This is a genomic window from Streptomyces yerevanensis, assembly GCF_000716805.1.
Lineage (GTDB): Bacteria > Actinomycetota > Actinomycetes > Streptomycetales > Streptomycetaceae > Streptomyces > Streptomyces flaveus.
On the sequence record NZ_JNWJ01000026.1, the window covers coordinates 1 to 22,014 of the forward strand.

A 22,014-nucleotide genomic window follows, 5' to 3' on the forward strand; every position below is an offset into this window, starting at 1 on the left:
ACCCAGGGGCGCGGGGAACGGCGCGAGCAACCACACTCAACCCGCAGCCGCCCAACCGCCGGAGGCACCCCGCGGGGAACGGCGCGACCAGCCACAACGAACCCGCAGCTACCCCGCGCCACCCGGAGGGTAAGGCGGCCGAGCCGGAATCCCCACGCCGGAGGCGGACGGCAGCGGCGGCAGCGCCGTCTCGTGCAGCCAGGCGGAGAACAGGTCGTCCAGCGAATCGGCCGCGTACCGTGCGACGTGTCGCGTGAACGCCTCCGTCGTCACCGCGCCGCCCCGGTGCAGCGCCCCCCACGCGCGCAGCATCCGGAAGAACGCCTCGTCGCCCAGCGCGCAGCGCACCGCATGCAGCACCAGCCCGCCACGCTCGTAGAGCCGGTCGTCGAACATCAACTTACGGCCCGGATCCGCCAGTTGGAGGTCCTGTGGCAACCCGCTCAGCTTCCGGTGCGCCAAAGCGGCGAGCGCCTGCGCACTGCGTCCGCCCGACCGCTCCGACCACAGCCACTCCGCGTACTTCGCGAACCCTTCGTTCAGCCAGATGTGCCGCCAGTCGGCGATGCTCACACTGTTGCCGAACCACTGGTGCGCCAATTCGTGCGCGACAAGGCGCTCCGAACCCCGCGCACCGTCCACGTGGTTGGCGCCGAACAGGGAAAGCCCTTGCGCCTCCACCGGGACGTCCAGCTCCTCCTCGGTGACGACGACCGCGTACTCACCGAACGGATACGGGCCGAAGACTTCCTCGAACAGCTCCATCATCGCGGGCTGCCGCGCGAAGTCCCGGGAGAACGGGGTGAGCAGATGCGCCGGGATGTGTCCGGCCTGCGGCACACCGCCGAGGCCGGGGTCGCCGAGCAGCACCGTCTGGTACTTGCCGATGGACAGCCCGACCAGGTAGCTGGAGGTGGGTGCCGACTGCTCGTAGACCCAGGTGGTCGTCGAGGCCTTCGTCGTCCGGGTCAGCAGCCGACCGCCCGCCACGACCGAGTACGCGGACGGCGTGGTGATCGACAGCTGGTACGAGGCCTTGTCGGCGGGCCGGTCGTTGCACGGGTACCAGGACGGTGCCCCGACCGGCTGGCTGGCCACCAGCGCCCCGTCCTCCAACTCCTCCCAGCCGAGCCCGCCCCAGGGGCTGCGTACCGGCTTGGGATTGCCCGACCAGTGCACCTCCACCGTGAAGGCGGCCCCGGCCCGGATCGGCTTCGCCGGGCGGATGCGGAGCCGGCCGCCCCGGTGCGTGTAGTGCGGTGCCCGGCCGTCGACCCGTACCCGGCCCACCTTGAAGTCGGCGAGGTTCAGCAGGAACTCGGCGAGCGGCGCCCGGCCCGCTATGGCGTTGAGCCGGGCGGTGCCGGACAGCCGGTTGGGGCCGGGACGGTAGTCCAGGGCGAGTTCGTACCGGTGCACCCGGTAGCGGGCATCCCCGTTCGCCGGGAAGTACGGGTCCGCTGCCACTGTCCGCTGCGCCACTGCTGTGTCCGCTCCCTGCCCTGTGCTCGTACGACGTGCCGGTGCCACCTCCCCGGGCGCCGTACGGGCCGCGCCTAGGGCCTGCCCGGCGGATCATGCCGGAGACGCGGGGTCTGGCACGCACATCTGCCGCGTTGTCGTCAATCGCCGACGCTCCGCGTCGACTCAATCCTCCGCCTTGCAGCTGCACGCACCAGACCCCGCTCACCTCTGCCTACAAGGCGTCCCTTGCTCTCCTCCGACTTGATCCGCCGGACAGACCCTAGGGACGCCATGCTTCGATCGGGTTGCCCAGCCAGCGGGTGTCGTCGGGAACGGATTCCGCCGCCATGACGAGGGATGCGGGTCCCAGTGTGCTGCGGGCTCCGACGGTGCTGCCAGGCAGAACGATTCCGCCCGGGCCCAGGGTGGCGCCCTCACGGAGGACCACAGTATCCGTCCGCAAGATCCGGTCGTGGAAGAGGTGGGTCTGCAGGACGCAGCCGCGGTTCACGGTGGCGGCGTCCTCGAGGGTCACCAGGTCCGTCTCCGGCAGCCAGTAGCTCTCGACCCATACGCCCTTGCCGATCCGGGCGCCGAGCCCGCGCAGCCACAGCGACATCACGGGCGTACCGGCCACGGAACCGGCCAGCCACGGCACGGCCACCACCTCGACGAAGGTGTCGGCCAGCTCGTTGCGCCACACGAAGCCGCTCCACAGCGGGTGCTCACCGGTCCGGTGCCGGCCCACGAGCAGCCACTTCGCCACGATGGACACCAGGCCGGCGACCGCGCCCGCGCCGAGCAGCACCACGCCGCCGAGCAGCCACGCCCACGCGCCCAGCGTGCTGAGCACGGCCACCGTCAGCACGGCCAGCGCGGCCGAGCAGAACACCGGGACGATCCGGCACAGCTCCACCAGACCGCGCGCCCACAGCAGCCGCTTGGGCGGATCGTACGTACGGCTCTGGTCGGCGTCGTTGGTCGCACGCGGCAGCTTCACCGGCGGCAGCCCCAGATACGAGCTGCCCTTCTTGGCCTTCTTCGGCGTCGCGGACAGCACCCCGACCAGGCCGCCGTCCGGCACGGAGCGGCCCGGCGCGGTCATCCCGGAGTTGCCGAGGAAGGCCCGGCGGCCGATCTCCGCCCGCCCGATCCGCATCCAGCCGCCCCCGAGCTCGTACGGAGCGGTCAGTGTGTCGTCCGCGAGGAACGCGCCCTCGCCGACCGTGGTGAGGCTGGGCAGCGCGAGGACGGTGGACACCTCGGCGCCCCGCCCGATCTTCATCCCGAGCAGCCGCAGCCACACCGGCGTGACCAGCCCGGCGTACAGCGGGAACAGCGTCTCGCGGGAGCGGTCCATCAGCTGCGTGACCGTCCAGGCCTGCCAGCCGATCCGGCTGTGCGTGGGATGCGTGCCGGGACGCAGGCCCAGGCTGAGCAGTCGTACGGAGATCAGCAGGAGCAGCGCGTACACGAAACCGAAGGTCAGCGTCGCCGGCACCAGCGCGAGCGCGGCACCCCGCAGGGCCTCGCCGAGCCCGGCGTCCGGAGTGACGAAGACGCTCGTCACGAGGAGGGCGGCCAGCGCGGCGAGCAGCGGCAGCGCCGTCAGGGCGAACCCGGTGGCGCCGTACATGATTCCCCAGTACGTCCCCTTCCGCGGGCGCTCCTTGGGCCAGTCCCGTTTCGCCTTGCCGAGCTTGACCGCGGGAGCGCCCGCCCAGCGCTGACCGGTGGGGATGTGCCCGGACACGGCGGAACCGGGGGCCACCTCGGCCCGCTTGCCGACGCGGGCGCCCGGGAAGAGCATGCCGCGGGTGCCGACCACCGCGCCCGCGCCCACCTTGACCGGGCCGATCTCCAACCGGTCGCCGTCCAGCCAGTGCCCGGACAGGTCCACCTCGGACTCGACGGCCGCACCGCGGCCGAGCTTGAGCATGCCGGTCACCGGCGGCAGCGAGTGCAGATCGACGTCGGGGCCGATCTTCGCACCGAGCGCCCGCGCGTACCGCTCCAGCCAGGACCCGGTCAGCGAGGTCGCACCGCTGAACTCGGCGAGCCGCTCCGCCGTCCACAGCCGCAGATGCACGCTCCCGCCGCGGGGGTAGCGGCCGGGCTTCACGCCCCGCAGCAGCAGCCGGGCACCACCCGCCGCGATCGCGAGACGCCCAGGCGGACTGAAGAACAGCGCCGCCCCGGCAGCGACGGCCCACCAGGAAGTCTGAGGAGCCCAGGGGTACGCGCCGAACCAGTGCAGGGCGTTCCCGAGCGCGGCCAGCGCCACCGTCCAGCGCAGCCCGAGGATCGTGAACAGCGGGACCAGCAGAAGCAGTTGAACGACCTTGGCCCGCAGCGGCACCGGCGCGATCTCGCGGGCGGCGCCGTCGCCCTGCGCGGACTTCTCCAGATGCCGGGCCAGCTTGCGCAGCACGGGGTGCTGATAGATGTCGACCACGGCGGCGCTGGGATAGCGGGTGCGCAGCTTGGTGGTGAGCTGGGCGGCGGCCAGGCTGCTGCCGCCGATCGCGAAGAAGTCGTCCCGCGCGCTGCCCACGGGGATGCCGAGGACCTCGCTCCACTGCTCGGCGAGCCAGGCCTCGGTGCCGTACAGCTGCTCGGCGGGACCGCTCGTCTCCAGTTCGGGCAGCGGCCAGGGCAGCGCGTTGCGGTCGACCTTGCCGGAGGTGCGGGTCGGCAGCTCGTCGACGGGTGCGAGCAGCGGCACCAGAGCGGCGGGCAGTTCGGCGCGCAGCTTCTCGACGGCACTCGCGTGGTCCCAGCCGTCCTGCGTCACCACATAGCCGACGAGCAGCTGATTGCCGCTGCGCGCGCTGCGCACGGCGGCAGCCGCGCCCTGGACACCGGGCAGAGCCTGGAGCGCGGCGTCGACCTCGCCCAGCTCGATCCGCCGCCCGCCGAGCTTGATCTGCTCATCGGCCCGCCCGAGGAAGACCAGCCCCTCCGGCTCGGCCTTGACCAGGTCACCACTGCGGTACGCACGCTTCCAGCCCAACGACTCCAGCGGGGCGTACTTCTCCGCGTCCTTCTCGGGGTCGAGATAGCGGGCCAGACCCACTCCGCCGATCACCAGCTGCCCGCTGGCGCCCATCGGCACCGGCTCCCCGGCCTCGTCGACGACGGCCAGCTCCCAGCCGTTCAGCGGCAGCCCGATCCGGATCGGCTCCTCACCGGTCATCAGCGAGGCGCACGCGACCACGGTGGCCTCGGTGGGCCCGTACGTGTTCCACACCTCGCGCCCCTCGGTCACCAGCCGCTGGACCAGCTCGGGCGGGCAGGCCTCGCCGCCGAAGATCAGCAGCCGTACGTCGTTGAGGGCTTCCGGCTCCCACAGGGCGGCCAGCGTCGGCACCGTGGACACCACGGTGATCTCCTGCTCCACCAGCCAGGGCCCGAGATCGGCGCCGCTGCGCACCTGGGAACGCGGCACGGGCACCAGACAGGCCCCGTACCGCCAGGCCAGCCACATCTCCTCGCAGGAGGCGTCGAAGGCGACGGACAGCCCGGCCATGACCCGGTCGCCGGGCCCGATCGGCTCCTCGGTGAGGAACAGCTCGGCCTCGGCGTCCACGAAGGCGGCGGCGCTGCGGTGACTGACGGCGACGCCCTTGGGCTTCCCGGTCGAGCCGGAGGTGAAGATGATCCAGGCGTCGTGCTCGGTACCGGGCCGCGCGGCGGGAATCTCGCTCTTCTCACCGACGGTCAGCTCGTGCCCGGCCCCGACGACCGCCCGCACTCCGGCCTCGCCGAACACCAACTCGGCCCGCTCGTCGGGGTCTTCGGCGTCCACCGGCACATAGGCGGCGCCTGCGGCCAGTACGGCGAGGATGGCGACGTACAGGTCATTGGTCCCGGAGGGGACGCGTACGCCGACCCGGTCGCCGAGGCCGACCCCGGCAGTGCTCAGGCGTCGCCGCAGGTTCTCGACCTCGACGGCCAGCGCCCGGTACGTCAGGGGGCGACTTCCGTCGTCCAGGGCGAGCTCGTCCGGGTACGAGCGGACGGAGGCCTCGAAGACATCGACAAGGGTGCGGGGAGAGGCCGCGGGGCCCGCGGAGAAACGTGCCGTATTACCGAACTGTTCGCGGATCTCTGCGTCGAGCACACCGAGAGCGCTGCTCTCGTGTATGGCTGTCATCGCGACCTCGCCTCTCGTTCCCGGAAACCTCCGGGGCGCTGGCGGGCCCGCAGGTCTGCCTGGGGTTGTCCGTTTCCAGCTCCGTAACAAGCCGGAAATCCTAGTACGACTCTGGACTCGCCCCTTGCGAGCAGCCACGCGGGAGGTCCGTTCGGGGCTGCCCATCGAAGGCGCCCACCCGCCGTGACCTCACGATCTGCCCCTCGGACGAGAGATCGCCCACACATCGGCCGAAGGCGGACATCTGACGAATCATTAAGCACACCAATATGGGCACATTGCTTTTAAATTGGGCGTATCCAGCTAATTTTCCCCTCGTTGGGGAGTGCATGGCGACGATGAGCACGCAGGGCATGGTGGCATGAGCGGTTACTGGCCTCAGCCCGAGGACGGGTTGGGCAGCACTCGATATCAGTCGGGCTCCTTCGGAGCGGACGTGCTCGACCCCACCGTCCCCGAAGGCCTGCACACCGAGTGGGACTTCGACCATGACCTGACCCGGCTGCTGCAGACCGGTGCCTCCGCCGCACCCGTCTCCGAGACGCCCGCCATCCCGCGCAAGCGGGGCGCCCGTCGCCGGCCGAACCGGCTGGTGCGGAGCGTCCGTTGGTTCCGGAGGCCGTGGCTGAAGGTGCTGAGCCTGTCCATCGCGGCACTGACCGCGGTGACCGTGGGCATGGTGAGCGTGCTCGGCGCGTTGGTCGCCTACGATCCGCTGCGCCGCGTGGCGTCCCCGGGGGCCCATGGGCTGGCCGCATGGTGGCCGCTGCTGGTCTACGGGCCGTGGCTGGTGGCCTCGTTGTCCATCCTGCGGGCCGCGCTGCACTGCCGCCGCGCCGCGCACTCCTGGGCCGTGGTGCTGCTGTTCTCCGCCGTCGCGATGTGCCTGTGTGTCGCCCATGCGCCCAAGACGCCGCTCGCGATGGCGGTGGCGGCCCTGCCGCCGGTCACCGCCTTGCTCTCCTTCCAGCAGCTCGTCCGCCAGCTCACGCTCACCACCCCCGCCAAGCCGGTCCTGCCCCGCCAGCGGCAAGCCGGACGACACGCCACCGACTGACTCCCGCACGCGCCACGCTCCCGGACGAGAGGTCCGGGAGCGGGGTCATTCCGGCTCACCTGCAACCCCGTAAAACAGCTTGTGCGGGCCGAGAATCAGCTCGGCCCGCACAAGTTGGGGTTTACCTTCAGTGTCCGAGGGGGGACTTGAACCCCCACGCCCGATAAAGGGCACTAGCACCTCAAGCTAGCGCGTCTGCCATTCCGCCACCCGGACAAGGTGTTGGTCGTGCGGGAACCACCCCGCGGCGACAGAGGAAACATTACCAGGCTTCCGGAGGCTCCCGATCACGGGCCGGCGGCGTGTGAACCCCGTGTGACGGGCCGGTCCCGGCCTTGGGGGAGGGGCGGTCGGAGAGGGAGGATGAGTGGGAGAAGCAGCAGTGAACCCGGGAGGCAGCAGCGTGAGTGAGTCGGACACGGCCAGGAACATCACCGGTGAGGACGAGGTCGTCGACCTCTGCCGCGAGCTGATCCAGATCGACACCAGCAATTACGGCGACCACTCGGGCCCGGGCGAGCGCAGGGCCGCCGAGTACGTCGCCGAGAAGCTCGCCGAGGTGGGGCTCGAACCGCAGATCTTCGAGTCGCACAAGGGCCGCGCCTCCACGGTCGTCCGGATCGAGGGCGAGGACCGATCCCGGCCCGGGCTGCTCATCCACGGCCACACCGACGTCGTACCCGCCAACGCCTCGGACTGGACCCACCACCCGTTCTCCGGCGAGATCGCGGACGGCTGTGTGTGGGGCCGGGGCGCCGTCGACATGAAGGACATGGACGCGATGACCCTCGCGGTCGTACGCGACCGGCTGCGCAGCGGACGTAAGCCGCCCCGTGACCTCGTGCTGGCCTTCCTGGCCGATGAGGAGGCCGGCGGCAAGTTCGGGGCGAAGCACCTCGTCGACAAGCATCCGGACCTCTTCGAGGGCGTGACCGAGGGGATCGGCGAGGTCGGCGGGTTCTCCTTCACGGTCAACGAGAAGCTGCGGCTGTATCTCGTCGAGACCGCCCAGAAGGGCATGCACTGGATGAAGCTGACCGTGGACGGCACTGCCGGACACGGTTCGATGATCCACCGGGACAACGCCATCACCGAACTCTCCGAAGCCGTCGGCCGGCTCGGCCGGCACAGGTTCCCGGTGCGCGTGACGAAGACACTGCGGCACTTCCTCGACGAGCTGGGCGACGCCCTCGGCACCGAGCTCGATCCGGAGAACATGGACGAGACGCTCGCCAAGCTCGGCGGCATCGCCAAGCTCATCGGCGCCTCGCTGCAGAACACCGCCAACCCGACCCAACTGGGCGCCGGTTACAAGGTGAACGTGATTCCGGGCCAGGCCACCGCGCACGTCGACGGCCGCTATCTGCCGGGCTACGAGGAGGAGTTCCTCGCCGACCTGGACCGGATCCTCGGCCCGAACGTGAAGCGTGAGGACGTACACGCCGACAAGGCGCTGGAGACCACCTTCGACGGGGCCATCGTCGACGCCATGCAGACCGCCCTGTCCGCCGAGGATCCGATCGCGCGAGCCGTGCCCTACATGCTGTCGGCCGGCACCGACGCCAAGTCCTTCGACGACCTCGGCATCCGCTGCTTCGGCTTCGCCCCGCTGAAGCTGCCGCCGGAGCTGGATTTCGCGGGCATGTTCCACGGTGTCGACGAGCGGGTGCCGGTCGATGCCCTGAAGTTCGGCGTGCGCGTACTCGACCGCTTCATCGAGGCGTCCTGAACAATGATGTGTCCCGAATTAACACGCTGAAACGAAACTCCAATAATCGCCTGCGCGTGCGGAGTTGACTGAGAAGGGTGAATGGGCTCATAGGCTCGTAGCTCTATTACTCCCTCCTCGTTACAGGTGGTGCGACCCGTGACCAGGGTCGCATTGCCAACAAGGAGGAATAATGATCAAGAAGATCGTCGCTGCTGCGGCTGCCACTGGTGGCCTCGTTCTCGCTGGTGCGGGAGTTGCGGCTGCCGACGCGGGTGCCCAGGGTGCTGCAGTGCACTCGCCCGGCGTGCTTTCGGGCAACGTCGTTCAGGCGCCGCTCCACGTGCAGTCGAACGTGTGCGGCAACACGGTCTCCGTGATCGGGCTGCTGAACCCCACCTTCGGCAACACCTGCATCAACGCGTGACGTTGTGCCTCACCCCATGAGGGTCTGAGTTCGCGGCCCCGGAGTGCGCGCCACGCGTTCCGGGGCCGCCGACTTTCCGCATTCCGCGTACGTGCACTGGGTGCGTGCGCATTCCTGAAGCAACAAGGCAGGGAAAAGCTATGCGACAGGTCACCCGCAAGGGCCTGATGACCGTGGCGGCAGCCACCGGCGTCCTGGCTGTCACCGGCGGCTACGCGCACGCCGACTCCGGGGCGGACAGCTCCGCCTCCAACTCCCCGGGCGTGCTCTCCGGGAACTCCGTGGAGGCGCCGGTCAACGTGCCGGTGAACGTCTGCGGCAACACCGTGAACGTGGTCGGGCTGCTCAACCCGGCGGTGGGCAACAGCTGCGCCAACGAGGGCGGCGGTTCCGGCAACTCGTCCGGTGACAACTCGTCCGGCGGCGGCTCACAGGCCGACGGACACACCAGTGACTCACCCGGCATCGGCTCCGGCAACCACGTGCAGGTCCCGGTGGACGTACCGGTCAACGTCTGCGGCAACGGCGTCAACGTCGGCGGTATCGGCAACGAGGCCGCGGACAACGACTGCGGCAACACCGGGGGCGGTCACGAGACGACGCCTCCCGGCAACGAGACGCCTCCGGGTGACCCGGAGCAGCCGGGCACGCCGCAGCCGCCGTCCGCGGACAAGGAGCAGGTAGGCGCTTCGACGCCGAACAACCGGGCCGGCGCACAGCCCCAGGGCTCCGCGCAGCTCGCGGCGACCGGCAGCGAGCTGCCGATCGGCCTCGCGCTGCCGGTGGGCGCGGGCGCGCTGCTGATGGGCGCCGTGCTCTACCGCAAGGCACGGGCCGCGGCGTAACCAGGCCCGGAAGGCACCGACCACCTGCTGAAACTTGAGCGGGCCCCGCGGTCGCGGGGCCCGCTCAAGTTTCAGCCACTGCGTGTCACCACGTGGCACGCACCTGGCGGATGATCCGCCGGCGCAACCGCACCCTGCGGCTGCCGTCGGGGTGCAGGCTGAGGCGGTCCAACTCCCAGTGTCCGTACTCCGCATGGTCCGTCAGCAAGCGCGTCGTTTCCTTGCGGGAGACCCCGCGCGGCACGTACACGTCGACAAATTCGTATTCCGGCATCGCATCTATTGTGCGGGCAGAGGCCCGGTACGGATAGCGTCTGCACTATGTCTGATGCTGCGCAGCCCACCGCTGCCGAGGTACGCGCCGCCGCCGAGGCGATCAAGGCTGCGCTCGACCGCCACCTTGCGGCGGTCGAGCGCAGGTCGGGTGAGGACGACCCGGCCGTCTACGAGGCGTTCAACGAGCTGGCTTCGGCCGCCGAGGAGTACGACGAGCTCCTCTACGACCGCTATGACGAGGTCACGCCCTTCGAGATCCCCGGTACGGAAGACACACTGCCGCCGTACACCGGTCCCGAGGAGCCGAACGCGCTGAGCGTGCTGATCCGCCGCGACTACGCCGTCGTGGAGCCGCAGCGGCTGCTGGCGCAGGCCCAGCGGGTGGAGGCCGTGGAGGAGTCGGGGGCGGCGGCCGCGGGCTTCGACGCGGCGGCCGGCACCGTGCACGGTGCGCTGGGCGTCCTGTTCGGCGAGTTCGAGCCGGACGAGATCGCTTCCCGGCACAAGGAGTTCGGCCTGGAGGAGGGCGACTCCACACTGTGGGTCACCGCCGCGGACGAAGCGGCCGAACCCGGCGAATGGCTGGACGCCCCCTTCGAGCAGGCCGACCCCCAGCGGATCATCTGCCGCTTCGACGTCAGCGCGGTCTTCGACGAGGAGACCGACGACGACCTCGACGAGAGCAGCGAGAACGGCCTCGCTCGGTCCCTCGGCCGGGGCCTGGACGACGACGAGGACTTGGAGCCACTGGACGCGGATCGCTTGGACGCGGATCGCTGAAAGCAGGCTGTGCGGGTGGCGGTCACGGGCTGGTCGGCCCGGTGACCGCCACCGGCGTTTTCGGGGCCTCCGCCGGTGGTTCGTGCGGTGCCGGCGGCCCTGTGGGCGCCGCGGTCAGCGCCAGTGCGGGGATCAACCGGCCGTCGGGACCTGGATCTTGAGCAGAGTGGGCAGGCGCGTGGTGCGGGGCTTGGCGGGGATCTCCGCCACCGTGTGGGGCAGGGCCTGTTCGACGCCGTGGACCACGGAGAGGTGGCTTTCGGCGCGGCCGAAGGCTGTGTAGATCCACGGTCTGGTCAGGGTCTGGGCGGCGTCGCCTGGCAGGACCACGATCGCGGCGGGCCAGCGTCGGCCGACTGCCTGGTGCGCGGTGAGCGCCCAGCCGTGGCGTACGGACTGCTCGACCCGCTCCTTCGGTACGACCACGGAGGCGCCCGCGCACTCCAGGTGCAGCCCTTCGGCGTCGGCCTTCACCACGTGGCCGGGCGCCGTACGGCCCGGAGCGGGCGCGTAGGCGATCCGGTCGCCGGGGTCGAAGCCGCCGAAGCGGCCCGGGCCCGGGTTGAGCCGTTCCTTCAGCGCGGCGTTCAGCGCCCGGGTGCCCGCCGCGCCGCCATGGCCCGGCGTGATCACCTGGGTCTGCTCCGCCGGGATCCCGAACGCCCGCGGCACCGAGTCCGCGACCAGCTGCACGGTGCGGTGCACCGCCTCGCCGGCGTCGCGCACCGGGACGATCACCACCTCCTTGCCGGGGGCCTCCACCTGGTTCAACTCGCCCACGCCGATGCCCGAGACCAGCTCACCGATCGGGCCGGGGTCCGGTGTCCGCGAGGCGATCTGCGGGCACACCCGCGCCGCGAGCAGATCGGCGAAGACCCGCCCGGGCCCCGCCGACCACAGCACACCGGGGTCACCGCTCAGCACAAGGCGTGCCCCGTCGGGCAGCGACTCGGCCAGCATCGCCGCGCTCTCCACGTCCAGCTGCGGGGCGTCGAGCACGACCAGCAGATCGGTCCGCAGCATGCCCTCCGCGTCACGGCCAGGGCCCTCGGCCCCGGACAGCAGGCCCGCGACGGTGGCCACGGTTTCGTGGGGCTCGGCTGCCGGCTCCCGCTGCTTGTGCCGCTCCTGCTGCTCGGCCGGCGCGAGCAGTGCTGCGAACCGCTGCCGTCCGTCCACGCTGTGCGTGGCCGCGCACACGCGTAGCCCCACCGTCCGGGCAGCGGCGACCAGGGCCGCTGGTTCCGCGCGGGACGCCTCGCCGCCGGTGTGGAGCACGAGGCCGTGGCCCGCGACGGCGCGAATCAGCTCGGCGGCGGAGCCGGTCGCGGCCGACTCCCAGTCGTCGGCCGAACCACCCTCCTTGGGCAGTGAGTTGACCACGCGCGCGAGCCCGTCGGCGAGGCTCTCCTCGGCGAGCGCGTACCGCTCCAGGCCGATGAGGACGCGTACCGGACGCTCCTGCTCTCCCTCCTCGGCCTCGTCACCGGACTCTCGGGGCGTCACGGGTGTGCCCGGCTCGTCCAGCGCGTCCTGGAAGACCAGCGCGTCCCCCTCGGCGATGGCGCTCTGCACGGCGGCGTCCGGATCCGGCACGGCGCGCTGCGCGAGCGCGGTGCTGAGCGTCGGAGCTTCCAGCGCGGTGTGCCCGACCAGGGCGGCCTGCTCCAGGAGCCATACGGTGACCGCCCGGCCCCGTCGCTCGTCGCCGGGCCCGCACTCCGCGCCGAGCAGCGCCCGCGCGAATCCGTCCGCCTGCTCCGGCCGCACCCCCGCCACGCGCAGCAACTGCCAGGGATCCTCGCGCAGTTGGCCGTGAGCTCCCTCCCCGAGGGCCGCGGTGACCTGCGGTGCGAGCGCTTCGGGTGCGCCGCCCTCGAGGAGTACGGCCCGTACGGCATCGACGGCCTCGGTCGGCACCGGCGCGGCGGCGGACGAGGTCATGGGCTGCGGCCGTCGCACCGGCTCGGGCGCGACCCTGCGCGGCGCCGACTCCGCCTCGCTGAAGACGCTCCCGCCGGGCTTCTCCCCGCTCTCCACCGCTCGCACGGCCGCGAGCAGATCGGCTGCCGTCCCGCTCAGCTTCTTCCCGCTCTCGACGGCCTTCTTCTCGGCCTTCCGCCGCTCGATCCGCTCCCGCAGCTCCCGCTGCGCGGCCAACTCGGCCTCGGCTTCGGACAATTCACCGCCCGCGCCGGATTCCCCCGCAGCGCCAGAGGGGCTCTCCTCGGTATCCTCACGGTCGGTCACGGTGCCGCCTTCACCGGCCGCGCTGTCGGCGGCAGCGCGGCCCTCGACGTCCTCTCGGTCGGCCGCGGCGCCGGCCGGGTCGGCGGCGTCCGCCGCCCCCTCGCCGGAGGCACCCTTCTCGGCTCCGGGGTCCCCGGCCCCGGAGCCCGAGTCGGCCCCCGGGCCGGCGGTCGGCGTCCCGGGCTCGGCTTCCTCCGTGGCAGCGGGCTCCATGCCGGCGGGATCCGTGGTCACAGCGTGCTCCAGTGGTGATCGGGATAGCGGTGCACGGGCGCTGACACGTCGTCGAGCGCTCGGCAGATCTCGTCAGGAAGACTAAGGGCCTCCACTGACAACGCGGCCGTGAGCTGCAGTGCGTTACGCGCGCCGATGATGGGGGCGGCGACGCCGGGCCGGTCGCGGACCCACGCGAGGGCCACCTGGAGCGGTGTGACCGCCAGCCCGTCCGCGGCGGTCGTGACCGCGTCCACGATGCTGCTCGCCGCCTCGTCCAGATACGGCGCGACGAAGGGTGCCAGATGCTCCGACGCACCCCGGGAGTCCGCGGGCGTACCGTTTCGGTACTTGCCCGTCAGTACGCCCCGGCCGAGCGGCGAGGACGGGAGCAGCCCGATGCCCAGGTCCATGGCCGCGGGCAGCACCTCGCGTTCGACGCCGCGTTGCAGCAGTGAGTACTCCATCTGCGTACTGGACAGCCGGGTCCGTATGCCGGGCGCCGCGAGCTGCCAGGTCGCCGCCTTGGCGAGCTGCCAGCCACAGAAGTTGGACACCCCGGCATACCGGGCGCGACCGCTGCTGACCGCGATGTCGAGGGCCTGGAGGGTCTCCTCCAGCGGTGTCTCCGGATCGAAGGCGTGGACCTGCCAAAGATCCACATAGTCCGTGCCGAGCCGTGCCAGCGAGGCGTCGAGCGCGGAGAGCAGATGCCCGCGCGAACCGTCGAAGCGCCGGTCCGGATCCGGCACGCTTCCCGCCTTCGTCGAGATCACCAGATCCCGGCGCGGCACCAGCCCCTCCATGAGCTGCCCGAGCAGATACTCGGCCTCCCCGTCGCCGTACACGTCCGCCGTGTCGACGAGGGTGCCGCCCGCCTCCCAGAACGCCTTCAACAGGTCCGCGGCGTCATGCTCGTCGGTGTCCCGGCCCCAGGTGAGGGTGCCGAGCCCGATCCGGGACACACGCAGGCCGGTACGGCCGAGATGCCTCTGCTCCATGTCGGCTGAGATTACTGGCCCGAAGTCAGTGCGGGGGAACCCTGTGGACAACCAGGATCACCCGAGCCCGAAGCCGTCCCCGAAGCCGTCCCCGCCCGGGCTCCCTGCCACCGGGTCCGAGGGCGCGCTAGGGTGCCGCACAAGGGACGTTACTGATCAGTAAGGGGAATCGGCCATGCAGCTCGGGATCAATCTCGGCTACTGGGGCGCCGGAATGGACGCCGACAATCTCACCGTGGCCAAGGAGGCCGACCGTCTGGGCTACGCGGTCTGCTGGGCCGCCGAGGCGTACGGCTCGGACGCGGCCACCGTGCTCACCTGGGTCGCCGCACAGACCGAGCGCATCGACGTCGGCTCGGCCATCTTCCAGATCCCGGCCCGCCAGCCGGCGATGACCGCGATGACCGCCGCGACGCTCGACTCGCTCTCCGGTGGCCGCTTCCGCCTCGGCCTCGGCGTCTCCGGACCCCAGGTCTCCGAGGGCTGGTACGGCGTCAAGTTCGACAAGCCGCTGGCCCGCACCCGCGAGTACGTCGAGATCATCCGCAAGGCGATGACCCGCGAGCGCCTGTCGTACGAGGGCGAGCACTGGACGCTGCCGCTGCCGGACGGTCCGGGCAAGCCCATCAAGCTGACCGTGCACCCGCAGCGCGAGCACATCCCGCTCTACATCGCGGCGATCGGCCCCAAGAACCTGGAACAGACCGGCGAGATCGCCGACGGCGCCCTGCTGATCTTCCCCTCCGCCGAGCACATGGAGGAGACCACGCTGCGGCACCTGCGCGCGGGCCGCGAGAAGGCCGGCCTGACGATGGACGGCTTCGACGTCTGCCCGACGCTGCCGATCGCCCTCGGCGACGACAAGGACGTGGCCACGCTCGCCGACACCTTCCGCCCGTACACCGCGCTGTACGTCGGCGGCATGGGCAGCCGCAAGCAGAACTTCTACAACCAGCTCGCCCAGCGCATGGGTTACGAGAAGGAAGCCGCCGAGATCCAGGACAAGTACCTGTCCGGCGACAAGGAGGGCGCCGCATCCGCCGTACCGCACGACCTGATCGACAAGACGACCCTGCTGGGCTCGGTCGACCGGATCGCGGACCGGATGAAGTCCTACGCCGAAGCCGGAGTCACCACTCTGACCCTCGCTCCCGCGGGTTTCACGCTCGACGAGCGTCTTGCCTCGCTCCGCGCCGGCACGGAGGCCCTCGAACGCGCCGGACTGTGACACCGGATCGACCGCGGTAGGTTTCTGCGGCCGTGGTGGGGGCTCGGGGGTCTTCCCCGCCACGGCCGTTACGGGAACAACGCGCCGACGGCCCCTGTGGTTACGCGTCGCAGAGGCCTCGGGCGTCCATCGTTCGGCGGATTTGTCCGACACAGGTGTTGCCGCACCCCTGGCAGCGCATTTGACTCGTTCTTTGCGGAGTTCTGGGAGTTCTGCAGAGATTAGGGGCAGTGATGCTTTCGGCCAAGAGTCTGTTTCAGGAGATCCTCGACAACGACGAGTCGTTCCGGCTCTTCTGTTCCATCGCCGCCAGCGGGGAGTCACAGGGGGGCTGGGAGAACGCGCGCATCGCGGCTCTCGTACCGGACAGCGAGCGCGCGCTCGCGCCCAAGATCACCCGCCACGGCGCCGACGAGGACAAGCACGGGCGCATCTTCAACGCCCTCATGAAGAAGCGAGGCCTCGAACCCGTCGAGATCCCGCCCGCCACCGACTACACCATGCTCCTGGAGAACAACGGCATCGGCCTCGCCCACGAGAAGCTCAAGGGCGACCAGGCGCTCACCGTCGAAGACATCATCACCTACCTCGCGCACAGCAGGGTCACCGAGCAGCGCGCCTCCGAGGAGATGGAGCTTCTCCGCAAGCACTTCGCCGACCATCCCGACCTCGGCCGAGCCGTCAAGATGATCTCCAACGACGAGGACAACCACCTCGCGTACTGCCACGAGGAACTGCTGCGTTTCGCGGCGGCGGGCCACGGCCGGTTGATCCAGCGCATCCTGCGCGAGTGCGCGCTCGCCGAGATCCGCATCTACCGGGATGTCAGCCTCGCCGTGATGGCCGGCATGGGGCGCATCCTCGGCTGGTCGAAGGCCAGGTCCGGCGTCCTCGCCGCGGGCATCCACGCCGTCTACCTGTACGAGCGGCTCGGCGGCTGGCGCCGCATGGTCTCCCTGAAGATGCCCGAGCGCCGCGACGCCCTGGGCGGGTCGGCATCGGCGGCCCCCGGGTTCGCGTAACGGCACGATCCACGCGCGCGTGCCGCTCGTACCCGACACGAGTACGGGCACGCGCGTGGAGGCCGACAAGCGACCCTGTGGAACTCCGGTGCCTCCCGGACCGGGACACATCCCGGCGGCGGCTTACGCTGGGCCGCATGCCCACGTTGATCCTTGTCCGGCACGGACGTTCCACCGCCAACACCGAGGGACTGCTCGCCGGGTGGACGCCCGGCGTCTCCCTCGACGAGCGCGGCGCCGAACAGGCCGCCGAGCTGCCCGGGCGGCTCGGCGGGCTGCCGATATCCGAGGTCGTCACCAGCCCCCTGGAGCGCTGCCAGGAGACCCTGCGCCCCCTGCTCGACGCCCGGCCCGAGCTGCGCGCGCACACCGATGAACGCATAGGGGAGTGCCACTACGGCGACTGGTCGGGGCGCAAACTCGCCGAGCTGATGGACGAGCCGCTGATGGAGGTCGTACAGGCGCATCCGTCCGCCGCCGCGTTCCCGGGCGGCGAGTCGATGCGGGCGATGCAGACCCGGGCCGCCGAAGCCGTACGCGAGTGGAACGCGCGCGTGGAGCGCGATCACGGCGCCGACGCCGTGTACCTCATGTGCTCGCACGGCGACATCATCAAGTCCCTCGTCGCGGACGCACTGGGGCTTCATCTGGACCTCTTCCAGCGGATTTCCGTAGAACCGTGTTCCATCACCGCGATCCGCTACACACGGCTGCGGCCGTTTCTCGTACGCCTCGGGGACACCGGTGATTTCGCCTCCCTCGCGCCGCGCGAGGAGCCTCCGGGCGGTGACGCCACGGTGGGTGGCAGTGCGGGCGCACCGTGATCGTCAGCCGCAGTAGGGTGAAGCGGTCGAAGCAGCGCAGCAGTTGTCAGCAGCAGACGCAGTCGATGGCAGAAGCACTCGATCCAATGGAGACAGGACGTGTCCCGTCAGGTGTTCCTCTACGACCCACCGGACCGTTTCGTGACCGGTACGGTCGGGCTGCCCGGGCGCCGTACCTTCTTCCTGCAGGCCACCGCCGGGCCCCGGGTGACCAGCGTGGCTCTGGAGAAGACGCAGGTGGCGGCGCTCGCCGAGCGGATGGACGAGCTTCTCGACGAGGTCGTACGACGTACGGGAGGCAGTGCGGCCGTCCCGGCGGTGGCCCCGACGGAGGTCTCCGACACCGCCCCTCTGGAGACTCCCGTGGAGGAGGAGTTCCGGGTCGGCACCATGGCGCTGGCCTGGGACGGTGACGAACAGCGCATGATCGTCGAGGCGCAGGCGCTCGTCGAGCTGGACGCCGACTCCGAGGAGGACCTCGCCGCCGCCGAGGAAAGGCTCCTGCAGGACGAGGAGAACGGCCCGCCGATGCTGAGGGTCCGCCTCACCGGCGCGCAGGCCAGGGCCTTCGCCAAGCGCGCCCTCGACGTCGTCAACGCGGGCCGGCCGCCCTGCCCGCTGTGCAGTCTCCCGCTCGATCCGGAAGGACACGTATGTCCGCGCCAGAACGGATACCGCCGCGAGGCGTGACGACCACGGCCGAGCTGCTCGCCGAGGGCGAGCTGACGGTGCGCGGCCAGGTGCGTGAGGCCTCCAACGCGGTCCTGCTGTGCGATGTGACGTACGAGGACCGCATCGAGCCCTGCGTCTACAAGCCGGTCGCCGGAGAGCGCCCGCTGTGGGACTTCCCCGACGGCACCCTCGCCCAGCGGGAGGTCGCCGCGTACGAGGTGTCCGAGGCGACCGGCTGGGGGCTCGTCCCCATCACCGTGCTGCGCGACGGGCCGTACGGCGAGGGCATGTGCCAGCAGTGGATCGAGCCGGTGCCCGGCTCTGAACTGCTCGCGCTGGTCGACGGCGAGGAGCCCGGCGAGGGCTGGAAGGCCATCGGGTTCGCCGAGGTGGGTGAGGGGCGTACGGCGCTGCTCGTGCACGCCGACGACGAGCGGCTGCGCAGGCTCGCCGTACTCGACGCCGTGATCAACAACGCCGACCGCAAGGGCGGGCATCTGCTGCCCACCGCCGAGGGGCGGCTGTACGGCATCGACCACGGGGTGACCTTCAACACCGAGAACAAGCTGCGCACGCTGCTGTGGGGCTGGGCGGGGGAGAAGCTCACCCCTGAGGCCGTCGACGTACTCGGAGGGCTCAAGGACGCCCTGGACGGGGCGCTGGGCCTGCGGCTGGCCGAGCTCATCACACAGGCCGAACTGGACGCCACACGCGCGCGTGTCGCCGATCTGCTCACCACGGGACGGCATCCGGAGCCCTCGGGGGAGTGGCCCGCGATCCCGTGGCCGCCCGTGTAGTACGGCCGGCACGGCGACGCACACTGCAGCCGCGTGCGCAAGAAGGCCTTCCCGGCCGCCGGGGTCCGATGCGGTTCGTATACGGAAGATGCGTCCGGTTAGGCTCAAGACATGTATGCCTGGCCCGCTTCTGAGGTCCCCGCCCTGCCTGGACAGGGCCGCGACCTCCGGATCCACGACACCGCGACCGGGGGTCTGATCACCCTCGATCCCGGCCCCGTCGCCCGTATCTATGTCTGCGGCATCACTCCGTACGACGCGACCCACCTCGGTCACGCGGCGACCTACAACGCGTTCGACCTCGTCCAGCGCGTGTGGCTCGACACCAAGCGGCAGGTTCACTACGTCCAGAACGTGACGGACATCGACGATCCGCTTCTCGAGCGCGCCGCCCGGGACGACATCGACTGGGTGGCACTCGCCGAGAAGGAGACCGCCCTCTTCCGCGAGGACATGACCGCCCTGCGGATGCTGCCCCCGAAGCAGTACATCGGCGCCGTCGAGGCGATACCCGGGATCGTCCCGCTCGTCGAGCGGCTGCGCGACGCCGGGGCCGCGTACGAACTCGAGGGCGACGTCTACTTCTCCGTGGAGGCGGACCCGCACTTCGGGAAGGTGTCCGGGCTGGACGCCGCCGCGATGCGGCTGCTGTCCGCCGAGCGCGGCGGTGACCCGGAGCGTCCGGGCAAGAAGAACCCGCTCGACCCGATGCTGTGGATGGCCGCCCGGGAGGGCGAGCCCAGCTGGGACGGCGGTTCGCTCGGGCAGGGGCGGCCCGGCTGGCACATCGAGTGTGTCGCGATCGCCCTCGACCACCTGGGCATGGGTTTCGATGTCCAGGGAGGCGGCTCCGATCTCGCCTTCCCGCACCACGAGATGGGGGCCTCCCATGCGCAGGCGCTGAGCGGGGAGTTCCCGTTCGCGCAGGCGTATGTGCATGCGGGCATGGTGGCGCTCGACGGCGAGAAGATGTCGAAGTCCAAGGGCAATCTGGTCTTCGTGTCGAAGCTGCGGCGCGACGGAGTCGACCCGGCGGCCATCCGGCTCGCCCTGCTCTCGCACCACTACCGGGCCGACTGGGAGTGGACCGACCAGGTACTCCAGGACGCCCTCGCGCGGCTGGAGCGCTGGCGGGCCGCCGTGTCGCGGCCCGACGGACCGGCCGCCGACGCGCTCGTCGAGGAGATCCGCGAGGCCCTCGCGAACGACCTGGACGCGCCCGCCGCGCTCACCGCCGTCGATCGCTGGGCCGCGCTCCAGCAGGAGCAGGGTGGCAGCGACGAGGGGGCCCCCGGCGTCGTATCGCGTGCGGTGGACGCGCTGCTCGGGGTGGCCCTGTAAGGCCGGCGAACAGGTTCGGAAGCTACCGAGGGCGGTGCGCCGCGTGCGCACCGCCCTTGTGGTTCCGCTCTTTCGGTTCAGTCCTCCGACGAGTCGTCAGCCGAGCCCTCGTCATCGGCCCCCGGGCGCTGCGGCTTCGGCGGCCGGGGACGGCCGCCCGGGTTGTCCCTCAGGAACGGGGCGGGATCGCCACTCTCCGTGGCATGCCCGCCGGCCTGGCCCGCCGCCGGGCCGTTGCCGTCCCGCCGCCGCAGATAGCGCTCGAACTCGCGGGCGATCGCGTCGCCCGAGGCCTCGGGAAGCTCGGCGGTGTCCCTGGCCTCCTCCAGCGACTGAACGTACTCGGCGACCTCGCTGTCCTCCGCGGCCAGCTGGTCCACGCCCAACTGCCAGGCCCGCGCGTCCTCGGGCAGCTCGCCCAGCGGGATACGCATGTCGATGAGGTCCTCCAGGCGGTTGAGGAGGGCCAGCGTCGCTTTCGGGTTCGGCGGCTGCGAGACGTAGTGCGGGACGGCCGCCCACAAGGAGACCGCCGGTACGCCCGCGTGTGTGCACGCCTCCTGGAGGATGCCGACGATGCCTGTCGGCCCCTCGTACTTGGTCTCCTCAAGGTCCATGGTGCGGGCCAGGTCCGCGTCGGACGTGACGCCGCTGACCGGGACCGGACGCGTGTGCGGGGTGTCGCCGAGCAGGGCGCCCATGATCACCACCAGCTCCACGCCCAGCTCATGGGCGAAGCCCAGGATCTCGTTGCAGAACGAGCGCCAGCGCATGGACGGTTCGATACCGCGGACCAGGACCAGGTCACGCGGCTTCTCGCCGCCGACCCGGACCACGGAGAGCCGGGTCGTCGGCCAGGTGACCTTGCGTACGCCGCCGTCCAGCCACACGGTGGGCCGGTTGACCTGGAAGTCGTAGTAGTCCTCGGCGTCGAGCGCCGCGAAGACCTCGCCCTTCCACTCCCTGTCGAGATGCGCGACCGCGGTGGAGGCGGCGTCGCCGGCGTCGTTCCAGCCCTCGAACGCGGCCACCATGACCGGGTCGACCAGCTCGGGAACCCCCTCGAGCTCGATCACCCAGCGCCTCCTTCCGACGTGCCCTCACGTACGCCCCAACCTTACGGCGTGCGTACAGGGCGCCCGCAGCCCCCTTGCACGGGGGAGTGAACGCATCACTGCCCCGTTCGCCACCCCGGAACACCCCCAAGTCATCCGAGCTGTGATCGCCCGTCCCTCACAGGGTGCTGCGCAGCCACTGCTCCACGCTCGCGATGTGCACCGTCGCCCAGGAGCGGGCCGCCTCCGCGTCGCGGTCGCGCAGGGCCGCGAGGATCGCGCGGTGCTCGTGCAGGGTGCGGCTGACCGCGTCCTCCTGGGTCAGCCCGCGCCAGATCCGGGCCCGCGTGGTGGGCCCGGAGAGACCGTCGAGGAGCGAGCAGAGCACGGAGTTGCCTGAGCTCTGCACGATGCCGCGGTGGAACTCCAGGTCGCAGGCCACGAGTTCCTCCACCGAGGGCTCGGCGCCCAGCGCGTCCAGCTGGGCCGTGAGCGCGTCGAGTTGCTGCTTGCTGATGCGCAGGGCGGCCATCGAGGTCGCGGCCGGCTCCAGGATGCGGCGTACGGCCAGGAACTCCAGGACCGTGTCGTCGCGGTGGAAGTCGACGACGAAGCTCAGCGCCTCCAGCAGAAGTTGCGGGTCCAGGCTGGTGACGTACGTGCCGTCGCCCTGCCGTACGTCCAGGATGCGGATCAGGGACAGCGCCCGTACGGCCTCCCGCAAGGAGTTGCGGGACAGGCCCAGATCGGCGGCGAGTTCGCTCTCCTTGGGGAGTCGGTCGCCGGGGCGCAGCGCGCCGGAGACGATCATTCCCTTGATCTTTTCGATCGCCTCATCGGTGACTGCCATGGCGGGCCTCCCTGTCGATCAGACATGTCGCTCAGACATCCGATGTCT

General features: G+C 70.9%; 18 protein-coding genes and 1 tRNA gene. 11 read left to right on the top strand and 8 right to left on the bottom strand.

Annotated elements, in window-relative coordinates; genetic code table 11:
* Nucleotides 1-108: 108 nt before the first annotated feature.
* Entirely contained in the window at nt 109-1,482 is a 1,374-nt protein-coding gene (locus OP79_RS25780; RefSeq protein WP_425428610.1) for a M1 family metallopeptidase, read from the bottom strand.
* Between the two features lie 262 nt (nt 1,483-1,744).
* On the bottom strand, nt 1,745-5,620 hold the full coding sequence (locus OP79_RS25785) for a Pls/PosA family non-ribosomal peptide synthetase (RefSeq protein ID WP_033323310.1): 3,876 nt from the start codon (nt 5,618-5,620) through the stop codon (nt 1,745-1,747).
* Between the two features lie 361 nt (nt 5,621-5,981).
* On the opposite strand from OP79_RS25785, the gene OP79_RS25790 reads away from it, so the two are divergent.
* Entirely contained in the window at nt 5,982-6,677 is a 696-nt protein-coding gene (locus OP79_RS25790) for a DUF2637 domain-containing protein (RefSeq protein WP_051744928.1), read from the top strand.
* Nucleotides 6,678-6,808: 131 nt separating this feature from the next.
* Here the strand turns inward: OP79_RS25790 and OP79_RS25795 are convergent.
* A tRNA-Leu gene (locus tag OP79_RS25795) sits at nt 6,809-6,893 on the bottom strand.
* Between the two features lie 187 nt (nt 6,894-7,080).
* On the opposite strand from OP79_RS25795, the gene OP79_RS25800 reads away from it, so the two are divergent.
* The 3 genes from OP79_RS25800 to OP79_RS25810 all read left to right on the top strand — a co-directional run bounded on the left by OP79_RS25800 (nt 7,081) and on the right by OP79_RS25810 (nt 9,657).
* A complete protein-coding gene (locus OP79_RS25800; RefSeq protein WP_033323500.1) occupies nt 7,081-8,406 on the top strand; it encodes a M20/M25/M40 family metallo-hydrolase in 1,326 nt (441 codons plus the stop codon).
* 172 nt (nt 8,407-8,578) lie between these two features.
* Nucleotides 8,579-8,812, top strand: coding sequence for a chaplin (locus OP79_RS25805; RefSeq protein ID WP_033323312.1), 234 nt, complete (start codon nt 8,579-8,581; stop codon nt 8,810-8,812).
* Between the two features lie 140 nt (nt 8,813-8,952).
* A complete protein-coding gene (locus OP79_RS25810; RefSeq protein ID WP_033323313.1) occupies nt 8,953-9,657 on the top strand; it encodes a chaplin in 705 nt (234 codons plus the stop codon).
* A gap of 85 nt (nt 9,658-9,742) precedes the next feature.
* Here the strand turns inward: OP79_RS25810 and OP79_RS25815 are convergent, their stop codons facing one another.
* Entirely contained in the window at nt 9,743-9,931 is a 189-nt protein-coding gene (locus tag OP79_RS25815; RefSeq protein WP_033323315.1) for a DUF5703 family protein, read from the bottom strand.
* Nucleotides 9,932-9,978: 47 nt separating this feature from the next.
* Here OP79_RS25815 and OP79_RS25820 point away from each other — a divergent pair, with 47 nt between their 5' ends.
* Nucleotides 9,979-10,713 (top strand): hypothetical protein, encoded by a 735-nt coding sequence (locus tag OP79_RS25820; protein ID WP_033323317.1) that lies wholly within the window; start codon nt 9,979-9,981, stop codon nt 10,711-10,713.
* A 132-nt stretch (nt 10,714-10,845) separates the two neighbouring features.
* On the opposite strand, the gene OP79_RS25825 is transcribed toward OP79_RS25820, so the two are convergent.
* Nucleotides 10,846-13,176 carry an ATP-dependent DNA helicase gene (locus OP79_RS25825; protein ID WP_033323501.1) on the bottom strand — a complete coding sequence of 777 codons (2,331 nt, stop codon included), beginning with the start codon at nt 13,174-13,176 and terminating at the stop codon, nt 10,846-10,848.
* Nucleotides 13,177-13,193: 17 nt separating this feature from the next.
* Nucleotides 13,194-14,177, bottom strand: a complete 984-nt coding sequence (locus OP79_RS25830) for an aldo/keto reductase (RefSeq protein WP_033323319.1) — start codon at nt 14,175-14,177, stop codon at nt 13,194-13,196.
* 175 nt (nt 14,178-14,352) lie between these two features.
* Here OP79_RS25830 and OP79_RS25835 point away from each other — a divergent pair, with 175 nt between their 5' ends.
* From OP79_RS25835 to mshC, 6 genes are all read left to right on the top strand, one after another.
* Nucleotides 14,353-15,405, top strand: a complete 1,053-nt coding sequence (locus tag OP79_RS25835) for an LLM class F420-dependent oxidoreductase (RefSeq protein ID WP_033323320.1) — start codon at nt 14,353-14,355, stop codon at nt 15,403-15,405.
* A 233-nt stretch (nt 15,406-15,638) separates the two neighbouring features.
* Entirely contained in the window at nt 15,639-16,427 is a 789-nt protein-coding gene (locus tag OP79_RS25840; RefSeq protein ID WP_033323321.1) for a hypothetical protein, read from the top strand.
* Nucleotides 16,428-16,564: 137 nt separating this feature from the next.
* Entirely contained in the window at nt 16,565-17,251 is a 687-nt protein-coding gene (locus OP79_RS25845) for a histidine phosphatase family protein (protein ID WP_033323323.1), read from the top strand.
* A gap of 99 nt (nt 17,252-17,350) precedes the next feature.
* Nucleotides 17,351-17,941 (top strand): DUF3090 domain-containing protein, encoded by a 591-nt coding sequence (locus OP79_RS25850; RefSeq protein ID WP_033323325.1) that lies wholly within the window; start codon nt 17,351-17,353, stop codon nt 17,939-17,941.
* On the top strand, nt 17,905-18,720 hold the full coding sequence (locus OP79_RS25855) for an SCO1664 family protein (protein WP_051744929.1): 816 nt from the start codon (nt 17,905-17,907) through the stop codon (nt 18,718-18,720). Before OP79_RS25850 ends, OP79_RS25855 begins: the two co-directional genes overlap by 37 nt.
* 111 nt (nt 18,721-18,831) lie before the next feature.
* Nucleotides 18,832-20,061, top strand: a complete 1,230-nt coding sequence (mshC, locus tag OP79_RS25860) for a cysteine--1-D-myo-inosityl 2-amino-2-deoxy-alpha-D-glucopyranoside ligase (RefSeq protein ID WP_033323329.1) — start codon at nt 18,832-18,834, stop codon at nt 20,059-20,061.
* Between the two features lie 77 nt (nt 20,062-20,138).
* On the opposite strand, the gene OP79_RS25865 is transcribed toward mshC, so the two are convergent.
* The gene (locus OP79_RS25865; protein ID WP_033323331.1) at nt 20,139-21,137 is read right to left on the bottom strand and encodes a PAC2 family protein; all 999 of its coding nucleotides are present in this window, start codon (nt 21,135-21,137) and stop codon (nt 20,139-20,141) included.
* 157 nt (nt 21,138-21,294) lie between these two features.
* Complete coding sequence (locus OP79_RS25870) at nt 21,295-21,966, bottom strand: FadR/GntR family transcriptional regulator (RefSeq protein ID WP_033323333.1); 672 nt, start codon at nt 21,964-21,966, stop codon at nt 21,295-21,297.
* Nucleotides 21,967-22,014: the final 48 nt, after the last annotated feature.

Coding starts and splice junctions, on each gene's coding strand:
- OP79_RS25810 (WP_033323313.1), top strand. CDS start 8,953: ATGCGACAGGTCACCCGCAAGGGCCTGATGACCGTGGCGGCAGCCACC.
- OP79_RS25790 (WP_051744928.1), top strand. CDS start 5,982: ATGAGCGGTTACTGGCCTCAGCCCGAGGACGGGTTGGGCAGCACTCGA.
- OP79_RS25830 (WP_033323319.1), bottom strand. CDS start 14,177: ATGGAGCAGAGGCATCTCGGCCGTACCGGCCTGCGTGTGTCCCGGATC.
- OP79_RS25815 (WP_033323315.1), bottom strand. CDS start 9,931: ATGCCGGAATACGAATTTGTCGACGTGTACGTGCCGCGCGGGGTCTCC.
- OP79_RS25845 (WP_033323323.1), top strand. CDS start 16,565: ATGCCCACGTTGATCCTTGTCCGGCACGGACGTTCCACCGCCAACACC.
- OP79_RS25805 (WP_033323312.1), top strand. CDS start 8,579: ATGATCAAGAAGATCGTCGCTGCTGCGGCTGCCACTGGTGGCCTCGTT.
- OP79_RS25855 (WP_051744929.1), top strand. CDS start 17,905: ATGTCCGCGCCAGAACGGATACCGCCGCGAGGCGTGACGACCACGGCC.
- OP79_RS25840 (WP_033323321.1), top strand. CDS start 15,639: ATGCTTTCGGCCAAGAGTCTGTTTCAGGAGATCCTCGACAACGACGAG.
- OP79_RS25825 (WP_033323501.1), bottom strand. CDS start 13,176: ATGGAGCCCGCTGCCACGGAGGAAGCCGAGCCCGGGACGCCGACCGCC.
- OP79_RS25835 (WP_033323320.1), top strand. CDS start 14,353: ATGCAGCTCGGGATCAATCTCGGCTACTGGGGCGCCGGAATGGACGCC.
- OP79_RS25785 (WP_033323310.1), bottom strand. CDS start 5,620: ATGACAGCCATACACGAGAGCAGCGCTCTCGGTGTGCTCGACGCAGAG.
- mshC (WP_033323329.1), top strand. CDS start 18,832: ATGTATGCCTGGCCCGCTTCTGAGGTCCCCGCCCTGCCTGGACAGGGC.
- OP79_RS25820 (WP_033323317.1), top strand. CDS start 9,979: ATGTCTGATGCTGCGCAGCCCACCGCTGCCGAGGTACGCGCCGCCGCC.
- OP79_RS25870 (WP_033323333.1), bottom strand. CDS start 21,966: ATGGCAGTCACCGATGAGGCGATCGAAAAGATCAAGGGAATGATCGTC.